A 19305-nucleotide genomic window follows, 5' to 3' on the forward strand; every position below is an offset into this window, starting at 1 on the left:
GCGGGCAAAACATTCCCACGGCCAGACTGGCGGCCGAAACGGACATGTCGCGATTTCGGAATTTTGCGCGCTTATACATGCAAGGCGCGGCCTTGACCAGTCCCCATGCATATTTTTTGACACGCCGATGATTCCCACCTCAGACTTCGTCTTCCGGCACAACCCAAGGCTCGGCGCGCGCCGCCTCTTCCCATTTGCGCCAAGCCGGATGCGCCTTCATGGTCTGCATATAGGCGAGCGTATCGCTTCGGTCGACCAGCTCATAGATCTCGAACCGGTTGACGACGGGCGCAAACATCGCATCTGCGCCCCCGAAAGCGCCGAAGAGAAACGGCCCGCCGGATTGCTGCAAGAGATCCCGCCAGATCGCCTCGATGCGGCTAATATCGGTATCGACACCATCCGGCAGCGCGATCCTCGCCTTCGGCCGGCGGATATTCATCGGGCAGGCGCTGCGCAGAGCCCGGAAGCTCGAGAGCATCTCCATCGAAACCGACCGGGCGAGCGCCCGCTGGGCGCGATCGGCGGGCAGAAGACCGGCGTCCGGATGCAGCTCGGCGGCATATTCGATGATCGCCAGCGATTCCCAGATCTTCAACGCGCCATGCTGCAGAAGCGGCACCCGCCCGGTCGGAGACACGGCCTTGATATTGGGATTGCCCGCTGCGTCGTCGAAGGGGATCAGGACCTCCTCGAAATCGATACCGAGGCCCGTCAGCGCCATCCACGGCCGGAAAGACCAGGAGGAATAGTTCTTGTTGGCGATATAGAGCGTCGGTCTATCCATGGGCTTCTCCCGTTCAGACGTCGAAATCGAAAATCAGCAATTCGTGGAAATGGTTCATGTCCTCGAAGACGCAGAATGCCGGTAGCGTCAGCTCGAAAACAGGGGCCTTGCGGCGGATGTCCTCGGCAACGTCATCGAGCATCGCCTGCCAGCGCGGCAAGGCTTCGTCCTCCAGCCGTTCGATCGCATAGGCGAAGGTCATGTGAAACTTGTAGTCTTCATGGTTCGGCTGGCGATAGCCGAGGAGATCGGCAAACGCGTGGCGCCAGGCGCGCATGACCTTGCGGTCGTTCTCCGTCGCTCCGTCGAGGAGCAGGCCCGACGGGCGCGCTTCGACCACGGCGACATTGAAGGGGTCGGCCATCGAAAAACCTTCGAGCCGCGCCGCCATCAGTTCGGTCATGTCGCCGATCGGCGTCTCGAGCGGAAGATCGCCCGGCCAGAAATCCTGCCGGCGCCTGGTCTCGATGACGCCTTCGAAAAGCGTCATGTGAAGGCTCGATATCGGCGTGAAGAGGAACTGCTGGGCCTCCGGCATCGCCAGATATTTCTCCCGCGCCTCGATTAGCACCGTCTGCGTCCGCGAGCCTTTCTCGGCATGGCAGACAATGGTGTTCCCGGCTTCAGGCAAAAAGCCGCCGACCTTGCGATAACGGCTGCCGAGATGGGCGGGCGGGTTCGGATTGTGCGTCTTCGAATAGAAGAGAAGCTCGGGAGAAAACATCGTAGCGGTCATGGGCGACTCGAAGGTTCTGTTTGGACTGCACCGCCCATATGGCAGAACCAAGAATGTCAGATGACGCTCGAGGCTACCAATGACAAGTTCTGCTCTCACTCATAGATGCATTTGATGTAATCGCCGGAACCCTGTGCGCGTCTCTCGATCACGCCGGCAAGCCGGCGAAGGCCGCGGCCTGGTTTGCCGGCATTGCGGTCGATCGGGTTCGGCAGCGAGACCGCAAGCAGCGATGCCTGGCGCCGTGTCAGCTTCGAGGCCGGCACCATGAAATGATGCTGAGCCGCCGCCTCGATGCCGTAAATGCCCGGACCCCATTCGGCGATGTTGAGATAGATTTCCATCAGCCGCCGTTTCGACAGGACGAAATCCGTGGAGACGGCCAGCGGAAGCTCCATCGCCTTGCGCACGAAGGAGCGGCTGTTCCAGAGAAAGAGGTTCTTCGCCGTCTGCATCGGGATGGTGCTGCCGCCGCGCGTTGCCTGGCCCTTCAGCGTATCTTCGACCAGCAGGCGCATTTCCGCCCAGTCGACACCGCCGTGAAAGCAATATTGCCCGTCTTCGGACATCATCACCGACTGCACCACAACCGGGGCGATCTCATCAAGCGACACCCATCTGCGGTCATAGCCGCGCAGCAGTACGAGATCGCGCAGCATCAGCGTCGAGACGGGGTGAATGAACGGCAGCACGTAGAAAAAGATCAGCGCGTAAGGAAGGATCACCAGCGCCAGCACGGCAAGCACGATGCGTTTCAACACGCGCCGGTCTCCGAACCATTGCCGGCGAGCCGGCATGTCGGCGATGTCCTCTCTCTCCGGCGCTATATCCAATGTCCCCAACCCGATTTCGCTCCTGTCGTTCTCATAACGCCTGTAGGCCGCTTATGCCAGAGTGCGTGGCGAATCTTGCCGCGCCATCGACAATTCCGTTGCAAGCCCGGGGGCGCTCATGCCAAACAGCGCCCATGGATGCGAACCGGGACACTTTCGAGACGAGGCTGAAGAACAACGCCCGCGAGATCGAGGCGCTGCTCGATGCATTGCTTTTACCGAACGCCCTTTCCGACGAAATCGCCAGGCCCGAGACGCTGCGCAGCGCCATGCACTATGCCGTGCTGAACGGCGGCAAGCGGCTGCGCCCGTTCCTGGTGGTCGAAAGCGCCGCCCTTCTTGGCGGTGATGCCGAGGCCGCACGCCGCGTCGGCGCCGCACTCGAATGCGTCCACTGTTATTCGCTGGTGCATGACGATCTGCCCGCCATGGACGATGATGATCTCCGCCGCGGCAAACCGACTGTTCATATTAAGTTCGATGAAGCCACCGCGATCCTCGCAGGCGACAGCCTGCTGACCTACGCCTTCGATATCATCGCCGCGCCGGAAACTACGCTTGCCGATACGAGCAAGGCCTCGCTGGTGCTGGCGCTTGCCCGCGCCGCCGGTCTCGGCGGCATGGCCGGCGGCCAGGCGCTCGATCTCGCGGCGGAAAAACAAGCCCCTGACGAGGCCGGCATCATCCGCCTGCAGGCGATGAAAACCGGCGCGCTGATCCGCTTCGCCTGCGAAGCCGGCGCCCTCATCGCGGCGAGTCCGCCGGAAGATCGTCGCCGCCTGCGTGCTTTCGGCGAAAAGATCGGCCTTGCCTTTCAGCTCGCCGACGACATTCTCGACCTGACCTCTGATGCCGCGACCATGGGCAAGGCGACCGGCAAGGATGCGGCCCGCGGCAAGGGAACGCTCGTGGCGCTGCATGGCATCGAATGGGCCGAGGAGCAGCTCCGCCAGCATGTCCGCGATGCCGAGGCGCTGCTTGCCCCCTACGGCGCCCGCGCCTCGACGCTGATCGCGGCGGCACATTTCATCGCCGACCGGAAGAGCTGAAGCGTCACTCAGGCTGCCAGTATTTCCTTGAGGGCGGAAACCAGACGCGCGCATTCCTCGTCCGTGCCGATGCTGATGCGCAGGAAATCCGAAATGCGCGGCTTGGCGAAATGCCGGACGAGAACGCCACGCTCCCGCAGAGCCGCTTGAAGCGCAGCACCCGACCGGCTTTCATGCCTTGCGAAAACGAAATTCGCCTGAGACGGCAGCACTTCGAATTCCAACGCTTCGAGGTCCCGGACGAGACCGTTCCGGCTGGCGATCAGCTTCCTCCGACATGTCTCGAACCACGCCTCGTCCTTGATCGCTGCCGTTGCGGCAACCTGCGCCAGGCGATCGAGCGGATAGGAATTGAAGCTGTCCTTGACGCGCACCAGCGCCTCGATCAGGTCCCGCTGTCCGAGCGCGAAGCCGACTCGCAGGCCCGCAAACGAGCGGGATTTCGACAGGGTCTGAACGACAAGCAGGTTGGGATATTTGGAAATGAGCGGAATGGCGCTGTCACCGCCGAAATCGACATAAGCCTCGTCGATCACCACGACCGCATCCGGATGGGCGGCGACAAGCGCCTCTATGTCGGCAAGCGGCAGGCCGATGCCGGTCGGCGCATTCGGATTGGGTATGATGATCGCACCGCACGGCCTGTCGTAATCCGCAAGCCGGACCTGGAACTTGTCATCGACCGGCACTTCGATCGCTTCGATGTCGTATAGCAGGCTATAAGTCGGATAGAAGCTGTAGCTCACATCGGGATAGAGAAGCGGCAGCTCATGTTTCAGCAGCGCCTGAAACGTATGCGCAAGGACCTCGTCGGAGCCGTTGCCGACGAAGACCTCATCCGCCGTCAGGCCGTGACGGGCAGCGATCGTCTCGCGCAATTCCGTCGCCGCCGGATCGGGATAGAGCCGCAAACGATCATCCGCCGCTTGGCCGATCGCTTCGATCGCCTTCGGGGACGGCCCGTAGGGGTTCTCGTTGGTGTTGAGCTTGACCAGACCGGGAATGCGGGGCTGCTCCCCGGCGACGTAGGGTCGGAGCTTGCTGACGATGGGCGACCAGTAGCGGCTCATGCGAATTCGCCGACCTTCATTCCGCCGCCGTCCGCTGGCCGAAACGCTTCTCGATATAGTCGACGACGAGCGCCTCGAAGTCGGCGGCGATATTGGGACCGCGCAACGTCAGCGCCTTCCGGCCGTCGATAAAGACGGGGGCTGCCGGAGTCTCGCCGGTGCCGGGAAGCGAAATGCCGATATCGGCATGTTTGCTTTCGCCCGGTCCGTTGACGATGCAGCCCATGACGGCAACGTTCAGCGCCTCGACGCCCGGATATTTCTCGCGCCAGACCGGCATGTTCTTGCGGATGTCGTTCTGGATGTTCTGAGCAAGCTCCTGGAACACCGTCGACGTCGTGCGTCCGCAGCCGGGACAGGCGGCAACGACGGGCACGAACTGGCGGAAGCCCATGACCTGCAGGATTTCCTGCGCCACCTGAACTTCGCGCGTGCGGTCGCCGTTCGGCTCCGGTGTCAGCGACACGCGGATCGTATCGCCGATGCCCTGCTGCAGCACGAAGCCCATCGCCGCCGACGAAGCGACGATGCCCTTGGTGCCCATGCCGGCTTCGGTCAGGCCGAGATGCAGCGCGTGATTGGAACGCTCGGCGAGCATGGAATTGACGGCGATCAGGTCCTGGACCTGGCTGACCTTGGCCGACAGGATGATGCGGTTGCGCGGCAAGCCGATCTCTTGGGCAAGGGCCGCCGAAAGCAGCGCCGATTGCACGATCGCCTCGCGCGTCACCTGCCGGGCCGAAAACGGCGAGCCGGCTGCGGCATTCTCATCCATCAGCGCCGTCAGGAGATCCTGATCGAGCGAACCCCAGTTGACGCCGATGCGCACCGGCTTGTCATAGCGGATCGCCATCTCGATGATCTCGGCGAACTGCTTGTCCTTCTTGTCCTTGAAGCCGACATTGCCGGGGTTGATGCGGTATTTCGCCAGCGCTGCGGCACAATCAGGATGATCGGCAAGCAGTTTGTGGCCGATATAGTGGAAGTCGCCGATCAATGGCACGTCCATGCCGAGCCGCAACAGCCGCTCGCGGATCTTCGGCACGGCGGCCGCACTTTCGTCTCGGTCGACGGTGATGCGCACCAGCTCCGAGCCAGCCCGGTGGAGTGCGGCGACCTGCGCGACGGTCGAATCGATATCGGCCGTATCGGTGTTCGTCATCGATTGCACGACGACCGGCGCCCCGCCGCCAACGATGACGCCGCCGACATCGACGGCAACGGATGCGCGGCGCGGTTTCGGATCAAAATCGGCAATTGGAGACATTAAGAGTTCCTGGACCCCTGAAAACAGTGCCTTTCAGGTGGATCATGACTGCTTTCTTGTCAACCGCTCCTGATATCACTTTTGTTGGGAGGCGGCTTAATGGCCGCCGCCGGAGACTCCGTCGGCATAACGGGCTAGTTTGGAGAACAGCAGAACGACGAGCAGGAGTACCGGCAGCGCCATGAAGACCGCCGCAAAGCCGACATGCTCGGCGACGAAGCCGATCAAGGACGGCGCAACCAGCATGCCGGAATAGCCCATGGTCGTGACGACCGAGATGCCGATGCCGGGCTTGAGGCCGGGAATGTTGCCCGCCGCCGAGAAGGCGATCGGCACCATGTTGGAGATGCCGATGCCGCAAAAGGCAAAGCCCAGAATGGCAATCTCCGCATTCGGCGCCAGACCTGCAAGCAGCATGCCGACGATGGCAAACACGGTGCAGATCCGCAGCGTTTTGACGCCGCCCAGACGGTCGCGCACCAGGTCGCCGGCAAAGCGCATGATTGCCATCGTCGCCGAAAAGGCTGCAAAACCAAGGCCGGAGAGCGCCACGGAGGCATCCATTTCCTGGCGGAGATAGAGCGCGCCCCAGTCCAGAACCGCGCCTTCCGGCACCATGGAGAACAAGGCCATCAATCCGAGCAGCCACGGCAGCGGCACCATCGGCAGCCTGGTCTTTTCCTTCTTGGCATCGGGATGCGGCGGATCGGCCAGGATCATTGGCCAGGCGATCGCGAGAAAGATCGCCGCCAGCACCGTCGCCAGTTCGGCATGGCCGAGAATGCCCAGCTTGGAGATCACGATGCCGCCGAGACCCGAGCCGATCAGCCCGCCGAGGCTCCAGAAAGCGTGGCAGGACGACATGATGGAGCGACGCATGGATTTTTCGACCGACACGGCATTGGCATTCATCGCCACATCCATGGCGCCGATAAAACCGCCGAACAGGAAGAGCGAGATTGCCCCGGTGATCACATTCGGCGCGAGCGTCAATGCCAGGAGCAGCGGCAGCACGCAGACAGCCAGCAGCTGAACGACGATACGCGAGCCGTGTTTGGCAATCTGCGCCCCGGCGATCGGCATCATCACCAGCGAGCCGACGCCGAAGACAAGGATCATCAGCCCGAGTTCGAACTTGGAGAGCGCCAACCGCTCGGCAAAATCCGGGATCTTCGGCGCCCAGCAGCCGACGACGAAGCCGTTCATGAGAAAGAGCAGGGAAACCGCCGCCCTGCTTCTGGTGATGAAGCCGCTTCGAGCTGCCGGCGGCGCATTCACATGACTGTCCATTTCTCGGTCTTTCCTCATTGCCGGGCTTGCACGCCCGGTTTCCCTAAACTCGATGACGAGGGTCTCAGTTCGTTTTCTCGGCGACGACGGTCCTGCATCCGCGCGCGCGGTAATCGGCGAGAATGGCCGGATCGGCATCGTGCTCGACCACCAGGCATTCGCAATGGGCAACTGGCAGAATGCTATGGGGGGCGGCAGTGCCGAATTTCTCCGAGGTTGCCGCCACCAATACCTTTCTGCTTCGCGACGCCGCATAGCGCTTGAACTCGGCATCTTCGAAACCGAACACGGTGATGCCGGCCTCAAGATCGACGCCGCAGGCGCCGAGAATGCAGAGATCGGGCGAAATCTGCTCCATATCCCGCAAGGCTTTGGCACCGAGCGAACCGCCCGTCTGCCGGTCCACCATTCCGCCGATCAAAATGACGTTGACGGCAGGCTTGTCGATCAGCGCCGCGGCGATCGCCGGCGCATTCGTTGCAGCCGTCAGCGCAAGTTCAGCCGGCAGTGCGTTGGCAATCGCCAGATTGGTGCTGCCGGCATCGAAGAATACCGTCGAACCGGCGGCAATCTGCTGTGTCGCAGCGCGCGCCAGCGCCCGTTTCCGGTCAACGGCAAAACCGATCCGCTGTGTCAGACTTCCATGCGCCGGCGAGATCGGCAATGCGCCGCCATAGACCCGCTCGCAAAGCCCTGCCGCGGCCATTTCGCGCAGATCGCGCCGCACCGTATCTTCGGAGACGCCGAATTCGAGCGCAAGTTCCGTCGCCAGCACGCGGCCGTTCAGCCGCAGCCTCTCGGAAATCACGCCCTGGCGCTCGCGCAACAAAAAATCCTGCATGTTTTTACCGGATTGAAATCTGTGAAACTAGAAACGTGCATAAACGCTTATGATCCGGCACACAATATGCACAAACACACATTTCCTGACGTTGTGAAACAAAGCTCCACCATGCGAAAGATCGCCTATTGACCGGTCAAGAGGCCTATCGATCGACCATTCCCCACTTCCCCGCCGGCATTCTGCCATCTGGTGCGCTCCCGTGAAAAACTCCGTCAGCCTGGGCATCCTGCTCACGAGCCTCGCCTATATGGCGTTCACATTCCATGATGCGATTATCAAGATCCTGACCTCAAGCATTCCGGTCTGGCAGATCCTGTTTTTCCGCAGTCTCACCATCCTTACCTTTGGCCGCGGCAAGCTCGTCCGCCAGACGATGCGATCGCCGATCATCAAGCCGATGATCGCCCGCAGCATCCTTCTTCTCTGTGCCTGGCTTTCCTATTATTCCGCGGCAAGCCGCCTGCAGCTGGCCGAAGTGACGACGCTCTATTACGCAGCACCCATCGTCGGCACCGTGCTTGCATGGCTCATCTTGAAAGAAGAGGTCACGCCTGCGCGCTGGCTTGCCGTCGGCGTCGGTTTCGTCGGCGTGCTAATTGCCTGCAACCCCATCGGTCTCACCATTTCCTGGCCGGTTTACCTGGCACTGCAGGCAGCCGTTCTCTGGGCCTCGGCCATGGTGCTGCTGCGCAAGACTTCGCTGCACGAGAAAACCATCGTCCAGCTTACCGTTTCCAACGTCTTTTTCCTTGTGATGACCGGTGTTGCCGTTCTCTGCACATGGAAGACCCCCGACATGGCACAGCTGCCGCTTCTCATTGCCACCGGCGTCGTCGCCGGATCCGCGCAGTTCGCTCTCTTCGAGGGCATGCGGCAGGCGCCGGTCTCCGTGCTCGCGCCGTTCGAATATACTTCCCTCGTCTGGGCCTTTCTCTTGGGTCATCTGATATGGGCCGATATCCCCACGCCCAATGTCGTATTCGGCGCGGCCATGATCCTCGCCGCCGGACTGATTATCATCGTCAGCGAAAAGCTGCGCCGCCGCATCGCGGCGTGATGCCCGTTTCTGCAGGATTCACAGCTCAGACGGCCGCTTGAGAAAAATATTTGCAGTTGCTGCTTTTATTCGCAGTTTTTTACGCTTCCGGCGCCCTAAATTTCTGCGAACTATCCCTCATCCGATGACAACCTCCCAAGGATGGATAAAACAATGAACTGGTTGAAAACCGTCGCCGTAGCCGCCCTCATTCAGGCCGCCGCCCTCCTGCCCGCCCATGCCGGCGAAAACCTCGCCGCCATCAAATCGGCCGGCGTCTTCAAGATCGGTACCGAGGGCACCTATGCGCCCTTCACCTATCATGACGAAAGCGGCAAGCTCGTCGGCTTCGACGTCGAGATCGGCGAAGCGATCGCTGCCAAGCTCGGCGTCAAGGCCGAGTTCGTCGAAGGCAAGTGGGATGGCCTGATCGCCGGCCTCGATGCCAAGCGCTACGACACCGTCATCAACCAGGTCGGCATCACCGAAGCCCGCAAGCAGAAATATGATTTCTCCGAGCCCTATATCGCCTCCAAGGCCGTGCTGATCGTCCGCGACGGCGACGACAGCATCAAGACCTTCGCAGACCTGAAGGGCAAGAAATCCGCCCAGTCGCTGACCAGCAACTTCGGCAAGATCGCAACCGAAGCCGGCGCCGAACTCGTCGGCACCGATGGTTTCGACCAGTCGATCCAGCTCGTGCTGACCAAGCGCGCCGACGCGACGATCAACGACAGCCTCTCCTTCCTCGATTTCAAGAAGCACAAGCCGGACGCGCCGGTGAAGATCGCCGCCGAACAGGAAAATGCCGATTATTCCGGCGTCATCATCCGCAAGAATGAGCCGGAGCTTCTGGCCGAAATCAACAAGGCGCTCGCCGACATCAAGGCCGACGGCACTTATAAGAAGATCGCCGACAAGTATTTCGGCCAGGACGTTTCGAAGTAAGTCCATTCAAGAAAGTCCCCTCCCCAACCCCTCCCCACAAGGGAGGGATTTCGAAGGCGGACCGCCTCATCTCAAAATAACCGTTTCGGCCCGCAGTTCGGCTGCTATTTCGCGCGGCGAGAGACTGGGCAAGTCCCTCCCCCTTGTGGGGAGGGGTTGGGGAGGGGTACAGCTCGAACGCACCAATCCACGAGAGGGAGCACCCCTTTGCCCCACTGGCTTCAACTGATGGCGGAATCGCTCCCCTCGCTCCTCTGGGCGGGATTGATCTTTACCATTCCCCTCACGCTGCTGTCCTTCGTCTTCGGCCTGATCCTCGGCCTGATCACCGCGATTGCCCGGCTTTTCGGCCCGGGACCTGTCGCGGCCATCGCCCGTTTTTATGTCTGGGTCATCCGCGGCACGCCGCTGCTCGTGCAGCTCTTCGTGATTTTCTACGGCCTGCCGAGCATCGGCATTCTGCTCGATGCCTTTCCCGCCGCCCTGATCGGCTTTACCCTGAATATCGGCGCCTACAGCTCCGAGATCATTCGCGCCGTCATCTCCTCGGTGCCCAAGGGCCAGTGGGAGGCCGCCTATTCGATCGGCATGAGCTGGCGGCAGGCAATGAGCCGCACCATCCTGCCGCAGGCCGCCCGCGTCGCCGTGCCGCCGCTGTCGAACACCTTCATCTCGCTGGTCAAGGATACTTCGCTGGCCGCCGCCATCACCGTGCCGGAGCTTTTCCAGGCGGCGCAGCGCATCGTTGCCACCACTTATGAGCCGCTGATCCTCTATATCGAGGCGGCGCTGCTCTATCTCGTGCTGAGCTCCGTCCTTTCGCAGCTGCAGGTACGGCTGGAACGCCGCTTCGCACGGTATGGCGGCATGCTGGAGGCCAATGCATGATCGAGCTTTCCAACATCGAAAAGCGCTTCGGCGACGCCGTCATCCTCAAGGATATCACCATCCGTATTCCCGAAGGCAGCGTCACCGCGCTGGTCGGCCCCTCAGGCGGCGGCAAAAGCACGCTGCTGCGCTGCATCAACCTGCTCGAAATCCCGACATCAGGCGCGATCCGACTCGGCGTAGAAACGCTGTCCTTTGCCCCGGGCAAACGAACGAGCTGGCAGGCGATCCAGAAGATCCGCCGCCAGACCGGCATGGTCTTCCAGAATTTTCAGCTTTTCCCGCATCAGACCGCGATCGAGAATGTCATGGAGGGCTTGGTGACAGTGCTGAAATGGCCGCGGGAAAAGGCGCGTGAACGCGCTATGGAGCTGTTGACCAAGGTCGGCATGACCCACAAGGCCGACGCCTGGCCGTCGACGCTCTCAGGCGGTCAGCAGCAGCGTGTGGCGATCGCACGCGCCTTGGCGCCGTCGCCGCGCGTACTTCTCTGCGACGAGCCGACCTCGGCGCTCGATCCGGAACTCTCGGCCGAAGTGGTCGACGTACTGGGTCAGCTTGCCCGCGAGGGCACGACGATGGTGATGGCGACCCACGATCTCCGGCTCGCCTCGAAGATCGCCAATGACGTCGTCTTCTTGGAAGCGGGCAGCGTCGTCGAGACGGGCAGCGCCAGGGCGATCTTTACTGCGCCGGAACGCGAACGCACCAAGCGCTTCATCTCGACGATCAACGCCGCCGCCCATACCTACGATATCTGAGGCAATGCCGGGATGCTGCCATCCCGGCATTGCCGGAATACCGGTCAGGAGGCCGTGACGACGGCGCGCGCGGCCTTCAGCGCATTGCCCCACCAGGTGATCTGGTCAAGCAGGTTCTTGGCGGCTTCGTTGAGATGCGGGTAGTCGCCAAGGCCCTTGCCCTCCTTGAGAACGGCAAGGTATTCGCTGAATGCGATGTGGACCCCGGTCTTGACGGAAGCAGCGCTCATTTCCACGAAGATCAGCCGCAGCTGCTCGACCGCCCGTGCGCCACCGACGCCGCCGTAACCAACGAAACCGACCGGCTTCTGGATGAATTCGCCGAGATCGATCGCGTTTTTCAGAACCGCCGTCGGAGCATGGTTGTACTCGGCGACGGTGAAGATGAAGCCGTCGAATTCGCGCAGCTTCTTTTTCCAGCGCTCGGCGGATTCGCTTTCCGCCGTGGTGGCGCGCTCTTCGCCGAAGAAATGCATCGGATAGTCGAAAAGATCAAGAACCTCGACGTCCAGATCGGAACGCTGGCCGGTGAGGTCAGCGATCCACTTGGCCGGGTGCTGGGCGAAACGGCCGATACGCGTGCTGCCGACAATGACGGCAATCTTCAGCTTGCTCATGGGGATCTTTCCTGTTGAATGACGGGTTTGCTGGAACGTTACGGCCGATAGGACGCGCTACGAACGCTCCTCGCTTTCAATGGCGTATAATCCTTTAGGGTTATGCGCCCGCCATTTCTAGGAAATAAGCCCCATGCCCGGCAAGCCGGGGGCTGCAGGAAACGGTCAAAAGTTCCGCATTCCCGTCGGCCGAACGCACACAATCGGGTGATTGATCACGAATGATGCGCTGCCGGAGCGACGTCGAGCGCTCCGGCAGGCCGAATTGCTTAGCCGCCGTAGACGACGAGCAGGTCCTTGGCGTCGATCTGATCGCCCGCCTTGACCAGCACCTCGGCGATCGTGCCGTCCTTCTCGGCATGCAGCGCCGTTTCCATCTTCATCGCCTCGATCGAGACGAGCACGTCACCGGCGCTGACGGCCTGGCCTGAGGAGACGAAGACGCGCGAGATGACGCCCGGCATCGGCGCACCGACATGGACGGCATTGCCGGGTTCGGCCTTGCGGCGGACCGCTGCTCCCGTCGCCCCATGGGCGCGGTCCGGCACCTTGATGCGGCGCGGCTGGCCGTTGAGCTCGAAGAAGATGGTGACCATGCCCTGGCTGTCGGTGGCGCTCATCGCCTGGTTGACGATGACAAGAGTTTTGCCGCGTTCGATATCGGCAAACAGCTCCTCGCCATCACCGAGGCCGTAGAAGTAGGCAGGCGTCGGCAGCACCGAGACCGGGCCGTAGGTATCGGAAGCGAGCGCGAAATCGGTGAAGACCTTCGGATACATCAGATAGGAAGCGAATTCGAAGTCGCTGACCTCCCGCTCCAGCTTCGTCTCGATGACCTTACGCTCGGCATCGAGATCGGCCTCCTTCAGCAACGAGCCGGGACGCACTGTATAGGGTTTGTCGCCCTTCAGCGCCTTCTTCTGCAGCGCCTCCGGCCATCCCGACGGCGGCTGGCCGAGATCGCCTTTCAGCATCGAGACGACCGATTCCGGGAAGGAGACCTCGCGTTCGGGGCTGACGACGTCGGCAACCGTCAGGTCCTGGGACACCATCATCAGCGCCATGTCGCCGACCACCTTGGAAGACGGCGTCACCTTGACGATATCGCCGAACATCTGGTTGGCGTCGGCATAGGCCTGCGCCACCCGGTGCCAGCGGGTCTCCAGACCGAGCGAGCGGGCCTGCTCCTTGAGGTTGGTGAACTGGCCGCCCGGCATTTCATGCAGATAGACTTCCGAGGCCGGCCCCTTCAGATCGCTTTCGAAGGCGGCATACTGGTTGCGAACGGCCTCCCAATAGAAGGAGATGCGGCGGATCCATTCCGGATCGAGGCCCGGATCGCGCTCCGACCCGCGCAGCGCCTCGACGATCGAACCGAGACAGGGCTGCGAGGTATTGCCGGAGAGCGCATCCATCGCCGCATCGACGGCATCGACGCCGGCTTCGACCGCGGCAAGCACGGTTGCCGCCGCAATCCCCGACGTATCATGCGTATGGAAATGGATCGGCAAGCCGGTCGCCTCGCGCAGCGCCTTGAACAGCACCTTCGCCGCCGCGGGCTTGAGCAGGCCGGCCATGTCCTTGAGCGCGATGATATGGGCGCCGGCCTTTTCCAGCTCGACGGCAAGGTCGGTATAATATTTCAGATCGTATTTCGGGCGCGCGGAATTGAGAATATCGCCGGTATAGCAGATCGCCGCCTCGCAGAGCTTGTTCTCCTCGGCGATGGCATCCATCGACACCCGCATGTTCTCGACCCAGTTCAGGCAGTCGAAGACGCGGAAGAGATCGATGCCGCCGCGGGCCGCCTGGCGGACGAAGTATTTGACGACATTGTCGGGGTAATTGGTGTAGCCGACGCCGTTGGCGCCGCGCAGCAGCATCTGCAAGAGCAGGTTCGGCGCGCCCTCGCGGATCAGCGCCAGCCGTTCCCACGGATCTTCGGTCAGGAAGCGCATCGAGACGTCGAAGGTGGCGCCGCCCCAGCATTCAAGCGAGAGCAGGTTCGGCAGCGCATGCGCATAGGTGCCGGCGATGCGGGCGATGTCATAGGTGCGCATGCGGGTGGCGAGCAGCGATTGGTGGCCGTCGCGCATCGTCGTGTCGGTCAGGAGCACGCGCTTCTCATTGCGCATCCATTCGCCGAACTTCTTCGGGCCGAGCGTGTCGAGCAGCTGCTTGGTGCCGTCCTTGACGCCATTGCCGTTGGCATAGGGAACGACCGGCTGGGCAGCATTTTCCAGCGGCCGCGGTCGGTCCTTGGCTTCGGGATGGCCGTTGACGGTGACGTCGGCGAGATAGGTGAGCAGCTTCGTTGCGCGGTCCTGGCGCTTGACCTGCTGGAAGAGCTCCGGCGTCGTGTCGATGAAACGGGTGGTGTAGCTGTTGTCGCGGAATTTCGGGTGGCCGATGATCGCTTCGAGGAAGGTCAGATTGGTGGCGACGCCGCGAATACGGAATTCGCGCAGCGCCCGGTCCATGCGGGAAATCGCTTCGGAGGGGTTCGGCGCCCAGGCCGTGACCTTGACGAGCAGCGGATCGTAATAGCGGGTGATGATGGCGCCCGAATAGGAGGTGCCGCCATCAAGGCGGATACCGAAGCCGGAGGCCGAGCGATAGGCGGTGATGCGGCCATAATCCGGAATGAAGTTGTGCTCCGGATCTTCGGTGGTGATACGGCACTGCAGCGCATGGCCGTTGAGACGGATGTCGGCCTGAGCGGGAACGCCGGATTCCGGCGTACCGATCGCGGCGCCGTCAAGGATGTGGATCTGCGCCTTGACGATGTCGATGCCGGTGACGACTTCGGTCACCGTATGTTCGACCTGGATGCGCGGATTGACCTCGATGAAGTAGAATTTGCCGGTATCGGCATCCATCAGATATTCGACGGTACCGGCACCGACATAATTGGTCGCCGCGGCGATCTTCAGCGAATAGGCGGCAAGTTCCTGGCGCTGCGCCTCGGATAGATAAGGGGCCGGCGCCCGCTCGACAACCTTCTGGTTGCGGCGCTGGATGGAGCAGTCGCGCTCGAACAGATGCACGACATTGCCGTGCGTATCGCCGAGAACCTGGCTTTCGACATGGCGGGCGCGCTCGACGAGCTTTTCCAGATAGACCTCGTCCTTGCCGAAGGCGGCCATCGCCTCGCGCTTGGCCTCGGTCACCTCGCGGGCAAGATCCTTCGGGTCGCGGATGGCGCGCATGCCGCGCCCGCCGCCGCCCCAAGAGGCCTTCAGCATCACGGGATAACCGATCTCTTTCGCCATCTTCGCCACCACGGCCATATCGTCGGGCAACGGCTCGGTCGCCGGCACGACAGGCACACCGACCGAGATCGCCAGATTGCGGGCGGCAACCTTGTTGCCCAGCTGGCGCATCGTATCGGCCCTCGGGCCGATGAAGATGATACCGGCCTTGTTGCAGGCATCGACGAATTCGGGGCTTTCCGACAGCAGGCCGTAACCCGGGTGAATGGCGTCGGCGCCCGAGAGCTTGGCGACGCGGATCACCTCGTCGATCGACAGATAGCTCTCGATCGGTCCTAGATCACGCGCCAGATGCGGGCCGCGGCCGACCTGATAGCTTTCGTCCGCTTTGAAGCGATGAAGCGCCAGCTTGTCCTCCTCAGCCCAGATCGCCACGGTTTTTATTCCAAGCTCGTTGGCCGCGCGGAACACGCGAATGGCAATTTCGGAGCGATTGGCAACGAGAATCTTGGAAATGGGCAAAACGGTCTCCTCAGACGTTCAGACGCGGGCATGCTGCACCCGCGAAGGAAATTCTTAACTTCTTGTCACAGGAAGTTCAATTTCTCTTGCGACTGCGAAATGCAATTTCTCGCCATTCTGGATGCGGATGCAGCCTCGCCGGATCGGCCCAGATCCGAATCCTGATCGAAATCAAAGAGGTAGTATGAAAATCGCTTATATTGTCAGCAGGCTGCTTTAGCTTATCAGCCGGTGACGAAAGGCAAGCGCCACCGCCTGTTGCCGGTTTTTCGCCTTCAGCTTGTTCTGCAAGCCGTTCATATACCAGTCCACGGTGTGGTTTGAGATCTTCAGCACCTTGCCGATTTCCATCGAGGTCATGCCTTCGGCGAGATAATGCAGGATCTCCATTTCACGTCGCGTCAGCGGCGTGTCGGCCGGCAGCACGGATTCCAGCGCCTGCGCCTCGTCCTTCAGTTCGAGCAATCGCCAGAAGCTCTTGCGCGCCACCGCTTCAAACAAGGCGATCTCCACCGGCGACAGCTCGACAGGTTTGCCGGCGAGACTGAGGCTGCCGAGAATGCCGTTCCGTCCGTGGACCGGAAAGATATAACCGTCTTCCAGTCCGTGACCGAAAGCATCGACCATCATCTGCTCCATGCGGCGCCGCTGCGCATCCTTGCCGAAGGCTGCCAAACTTTCCCGCCAGCGGAAAGGCCGCTGGGCATGGGCGAGATAGCGCACCATCGGATCGATCATGACATATTTTTTCGCGGAATAGATTTGCGGCCATTGTTCCGGCCAGCGATCGGCAAGCGCCGCCGCCCGAGGTTCCGGATTCCGCTGCACAGGATTTTGCGGCAAATAGCGCAGCAGGCCGTAATATTCGAAGCCGCTATCGTCGATCACCCGTTCGAGCTCGGTCACCACAGCCCGAGAGTTCGGCGATTCTTCCAGAACTATAAGCAATTGAATTAACAAATTAATATTCACAAAATGCCCCTTGCCCGGACGTGACGCCCGCATCCGAGGCCGTCGGCGGCTTTCAAATGGGTCGCGAAACGGTCGTCTCAAAAAATGCAGTCTCTAATTTAATGCTGCGCTAAAAATTTATTAAAATGCAAGCGCAAATTGTTGCGGGGATATAGCCGAGTAACAATTTCAGCGCCATAGCCTATCTCGTCGCATCCTGCGATAGTACGATGGGGTGAATCGTCGCCTGGATTGAACCCTGAATACTCCGTTAATCGCCGGTTCAGGTAGCCTTTTGTAGCATGGCATCATCCCGTTTTCGCAGATGCACAAGAGGTTCGACGTGACGCTATTCAAGGTCTATGCAAGAGCTCTGCGCTATCTTGGCGCCTACAAGCTGCGCGTATCCCTGGTCGTGGTGGCAAACATCGTTCTGGCAACGATTACCATCGCGGAGCCGATCCTGTTCGGTCGCATTATCGATGCGATTTCCGGCAAGGGTGAGGTCAAGCCCATCCTTTTCATGTGGGCGACTTTCGCCGTCTTCAACACCGTCGCCTTTGTCCTGGTCGCCCGCGAGGCCGACCGGCTGGCCCATGGCCGGCGGGCGACGCTGCTGACGGAAGCCTTCGGCCGGATCATTTCCATGCCGCTCGGCTGGCACCATCAGCGCGGTACCTCCAACGCGCTGCATACATTGCTGCGCGCCTGCGAGACGTTGTTCGGCCTCTGGCTGGAATTCATGCGCAACCACCTGTCGACGGTCATCGCGCTTGCCCTTCTGATCCCGACCGCAATGTCGATGGACCTGCGCCTTTCCGCGGTGCTCATGGTGCTCGCCGTCGCCTACTGGCTGATCGGCCGCGTCGTCATGAGCCGCACCAAGGACGGTCAGGCTTCGGTCGAAAACCACTATCACACGGTCTTCTCGCATGTCAGCGACTCGATCAGCAACGTTTCGGTCCTGCACAGCTACAACCGCATCGAGGCTGAAACCCGGGCGCTGAAATCCTTTGCCGACCGCCTGCTCGAAGCCCAGTATCCGGTGCTCGACTGGTGGGCGATCGCCAGCGCGCTGAACCGCATGGCCTCGACAATTGCGATGATGGTGGTCCTGATCATCGGCACCATGCTCGTCCAGGCCGGCCAGCTGCGCGTCGGCGACGTCATCGCCTTCATCGGCTTTGCCAACCTGCTGATCGGCCGCCTCGACCTGATGCGCCAGTTCGCCACGCAGATTTTCGAAGCCCGTTCCAAGCTCGAGGAATTCTATGTGCTCGAAGACTCGGTGCGTGAACGCGAAGAACCGGCCGGCAATGGCGAGATCAAGGACGTCAAGGGTGCGATCGAATTCCGCGACGTCTCCTTCGGCTTCGGCAATAGCTCGCAGGGCCTGCACAATGTCTCCTTCTCGGTGAAGGCAGGCCAGACGGTTGCGATCGTCGGCCCGACCGGCGCCGGCAAGACGACGCTCGTCAATCTGCTGCAGCGCGTCTACGACGCCCAGGGCGGCCAGATCCTCGTCGACGGCACCGACATCACCAAGGTGACTCGCAAGTCGCTGCGTCGCCACATCGCTACCGTTTTCCAGGACGCAGGCCTGCTGAACCGCTCGATCAGCGAGAATATCCGCCTCGGCCGCGAAGGTGCGAGCGAAGAGGAAATGCGCCGTGCGGCCGAAGCCGCCGCCGCCGCCGACTTTATCGAGACCCGTGAGGATCGCTACGATACGCATGTCGGTGAACGCGGCAACAAGCTCTCCGGCGGCGAGCGCCAACGCATCGCGATTGCCCGCGCCATCCTCAAGGACGCGCCGATCCTGGTGCTCGACGAGGCGACCTCGGCGCTCGACGTCGAGACCGAAAACCGCGTCAAGGTCGCGATCGACAATCTGCGTGAGAATCGCACCACCTTCATCATCGCCCACCGCCTGTCGACGGTCCGCGAAGCCGATATGGTGCTCTTCCTGGATGACGGCCGCGTCGTCGAACAGGGCAGCTTCGATGAACTAAGCCACAGCAACGGCCGCTTCGCCGCCCTGCTGCGCGCCAGCGGCATCCTGACGGACGAAGAAGTCCGCAAGGCCCACGCAACCGAAGCCGCCTGATCGGTTCGGTTTTCAAGACAAAGGCCGGAAGGGTAGCTCCCTTCCGGCCTTTTTTGTTGGGCTGGGTTAGGCGCGCCTTCATATGCCACGCTTTAGGACTTTGCTTTCTCCCACTGCTGATATGGACAATAATGCATTGGCAGTTTGCCGTGTGGCTATCCCTCTGCCCTGCCGGGCATCTCCCCACAAGGCGGGAGATTGGCCAGTGGTTGACCCTCAATCCCTCTCTACTGCGGTGCGGAACATCAGTTGGTCATTGCTTGGGGAAACCATCGCGCCCAGCCGATCTCCCTCCTTGTGGGGAGATGCCCGGCAGGGCAGAGGGGGCCTACACTCCGCCGCGTCGCCATTCTAAGCCAAACCCCGATTGACCACCCTGCCGATCTT

The 19305-nt window shown here is 61.5% G+C and carries 16 protein-coding genes; 6 read left to right on the plus strand and 10 right to left on the minus strand.

Annotated elements, in window-relative coordinates:
* Positions 1 to 139: 139 nt before the first annotated feature.
* From K6N12_RS09855 to K6N12_RS09865, 3 genes are all read right to left on the minus strand, one after another.
* Entirely contained in the window at positions 140 to 787 is a 648-nt protein-coding gene (locus K6N12_RS09855; RefSeq protein ID WP_097625014.1) for a glutathione S-transferase family protein, read from the minus strand.
* A gap of 13 nt (positions 788 to 800) precedes the next feature.
* Positions 801 to 1523: a DUF1868 domain-containing protein gene (locus tag K6N12_RS09860; protein WP_097625015.1), complete on the minus strand. Its 723-nt coding sequence runs from the start codon at positions 1521 to 1523 to the stop codon at positions 801 to 803.
* Positions 1524 to 1618: 95 nt separating this feature from the next.
* The gene (locus tag K6N12_RS09865) at positions 1619 to 2356 is read right to left on the minus strand and encodes a transglycosylase domain-containing protein (RefSeq protein ID WP_097625016.1); all 738 of its coding nucleotides are present in this window, start codon (positions 2354 to 2356) and stop codon (positions 1619 to 1621) included.
* 134 nt (positions 2357 to 2490) lie between these two features.
* Here K6N12_RS09865 and K6N12_RS09870 point away from each other — a divergent pair, with 134 nt between their 5' ends.
* On the plus strand, positions 2491 to 3405 hold the full coding sequence (locus K6N12_RS09870) for a polyprenyl synthetase family protein (RefSeq protein WP_097625017.1): 915 nt from the start codon (positions 2491 to 2493) through the stop codon (positions 3403 to 3405).
* 8 nt (positions 3406 to 3413) lie between these two features.
* Here K6N12_RS09870 and hisC read toward each other — a convergent pair whose 3' ends face one another.
* The 4 genes from hisC to K6N12_RS09890 form a co-directional block, all read right to left on the minus strand.
* Positions 3414 to 4475 carry a histidinol-phosphate transaminase gene (hisC, locus tag K6N12_RS09875; protein ID WP_097625018.1) on the minus strand — a complete coding sequence of 354 codons (1062 nt, stop codon included), beginning with the start codon at positions 4473 to 4475 and terminating at the stop codon, positions 3414 to 3416.
* A gap of 16 nt (positions 4476 to 4491) precedes the next feature.
* Positions 4492 to 5742 (minus strand): flavodoxin-dependent (E)-4-hydroxy-3-methylbut-2-enyl-diphosphate synthase, encoded by a 1251-nt coding sequence (gene ispG, locus K6N12_RS09880; protein ID WP_097625019.1) that lies wholly within the window; start codon positions 5740 to 5742, stop codon positions 4492 to 4494.
* Positions 5743 to 5838: 96 nt separating this feature from the next.
* Positions 5839 to 7032 carry an MFS transporter gene (locus K6N12_RS09885; RefSeq protein ID WP_097625020.1) on the minus strand — a complete coding sequence of 398 codons (1194 nt, stop codon included), beginning with the start codon at positions 7030 to 7032 and terminating at the stop codon, positions 5839 to 5841.
* Between the two features lie 64 nt (positions 7033 to 7096).
* Entirely contained in the window at positions 7097 to 7873 is a 777-nt protein-coding gene (locus K6N12_RS09890; RefSeq protein ID WP_097625021.1) for a DeoR/GlpR family DNA-binding transcription regulator, read from the minus strand.
* 202 nt (positions 7874 to 8075) lie between these two features.
* Between K6N12_RS09890 and K6N12_RS09895 the strand changes: the two genes are divergently transcribed.
* The 4 genes from K6N12_RS09895 to K6N12_RS09910 all read left to right on the plus strand — a co-directional run bounded on the left by K6N12_RS09895 (position 8076) and on the right by K6N12_RS09910 (position 11509).
* Positions 8076 to 8933 (plus strand): DMT family transporter, encoded by an 858-nt coding sequence (locus K6N12_RS09895; protein WP_097625022.1) that lies wholly within the window; start codon positions 8076 to 8078, stop codon positions 8931 to 8933.
* A gap of 153 nt (positions 8934 to 9086) precedes the next feature.
* On the plus strand, positions 9087 to 9860 hold the full coding sequence (locus K6N12_RS09900; RefSeq protein ID WP_097625023.1) for an amino acid ABC transporter substrate-binding protein: 774 nt from the start codon (positions 9087 to 9089) through the stop codon (positions 9858 to 9860).
* Between the two features lie 207 nt (positions 9861 to 10067).
* The gene (locus K6N12_RS09905) at positions 10068 to 10748 is read left to right on the plus strand and encodes an amino acid ABC transporter permease (protein WP_064841116.1); all 681 of its coding nucleotides are present in this window, start codon (positions 10068 to 10070) and stop codon (positions 10746 to 10748) included.
* Complete coding sequence (locus K6N12_RS09910; protein WP_097625024.1) at positions 10745 to 11509, plus strand: amino acid ABC transporter ATP-binding protein; 765 nt, start codon at positions 10745 to 10747, stop codon at positions 11507 to 11509. The genes K6N12_RS09905 and K6N12_RS09910 overlap by 4 nt, the downstream gene beginning before the upstream one ends.
* A 44-nt stretch (positions 11510 to 11553) precedes the next feature.
* Here the strand turns inward: K6N12_RS09910 and K6N12_RS09915 are convergent, their stop codons facing one another.
* From K6N12_RS09915 to K6N12_RS09925, 3 genes are all read right to left on the minus strand, one after another.
* Positions 11554 to 12126 (minus strand): NADPH-dependent FMN reductase, encoded by a 573-nt coding sequence (locus K6N12_RS09915; protein WP_097625025.1) that lies wholly within the window; start codon positions 12124 to 12126, stop codon positions 11554 to 11556.
* Between the two features lie 269 nt (positions 12127 to 12395).
* Complete coding sequence (gene pyc / locus K6N12_RS09920; protein ID WP_097625026.1) at positions 12396 to 15860, minus strand: pyruvate carboxylase; 3465 nt, start codon at positions 15858 to 15860, stop codon at positions 12396 to 12398.
* A gap of 216 nt (positions 15861 to 16076) precedes the next feature.
* On the minus strand, positions 16077 to 16832 hold the full coding sequence (locus K6N12_RS09925; RefSeq protein WP_097625148.1) for a LuxR family transcriptional regulator: 756 nt from the start codon (positions 16830 to 16832) through the stop codon (positions 16077 to 16079).
* 322 nt (positions 16833 to 17154) lie between these two features.
* Between K6N12_RS09925 and K6N12_RS09930 the strand changes: the two genes are divergently transcribed.
* Positions 17155 to 18918 (plus strand): glucan ABC transporter ATP-binding protein/ permease, encoded by a 1764-nt coding sequence (locus K6N12_RS09930; RefSeq protein ID WP_097625149.1) that lies wholly within the window; start codon positions 17155 to 17157, stop codon positions 18916 to 18918.
* Positions 18919 to 19305: the final 387 nt, after the last annotated feature.

The sequence above is a fragment of the Rhizobium redzepovicii genome, assembly GCF_019793435.1.
Lineage (GTDB): Bacteria > Pseudomonadota > Alphaproteobacteria > Rhizobiales > Rhizobiaceae > Rhizobium > Rhizobium redzepovicii.

What these genes read in the sequence shown, in the direction of transcription:
- K6N12_RS09910 (WP_097625024.1), top strand. Translation starts at nt 10,745, where the DNA reads ATGATCGAGCTTTCCAACATCGAAAAGCGCTTCGGCGACGCCGTCATC.
- K6N12_RS09885 (WP_097625020.1), bottom strand. Translation starts at nt 7,032, where the DNA reads ATGGACAGTCATGTGAATGCGCCGCCGGCAGCTCGAAGCGGCTTCATC.
- K6N12_RS09890 (WP_097625021.1), bottom strand. Translation starts at nt 7,873, where the DNA reads ATGCAGGATTTTTTGTTGCGCGAGCGCCAGGGCGTGATTTCCGAGAGG.
- K6N12_RS09855 (WP_097625014.1), bottom strand. Translation starts at nt 787, where the DNA reads ATGGATAGACCGACGCTCTATATCGCCAACAAGAACTATTCCTCCTGG.
- ispG (WP_097625019.1), bottom strand. Translation starts at nt 5,742, where the DNA reads ATGTCTCCAATTGCCGATTTTGATCCGAAACCGCGCCGCGCATCCGTT.
- K6N12_RS09860 (WP_097625015.1), bottom strand. Translation starts at nt 1,523, where the DNA reads ATGACCGCTACGATGTTTTCTCCCGAGCTTCTCTTCTATTCGAAGACG.
- hisC (WP_097625018.1), bottom strand. Translation starts at nt 4,475, where the DNA reads ATGAGCCGCTACTGGTCGCCCATCGTCAGCAAGCTCCGACCCTACGTC.
- K6N12_RS09870 (WP_097625017.1), top strand. Translation starts at nt 2,491, where the DNA reads ATGGATGCGAACCGGGACACTTTCGAGACGAGGCTGAAGAACAACGCC.
- K6N12_RS09915 (WP_097625025.1), bottom strand. Translation starts at nt 12,126, where the DNA reads ATGAGCAAGCTGAAGATTGCCGTCATTGTCGGCAGCACGCGTATCGGC.
- K6N12_RS09900 (WP_097625023.1), top strand. Translation starts at nt 9,087, where the DNA reads ATGAACTGGTTGAAAACCGTCGCCGTAGCCGCCCTCATTCAGGCCGCC.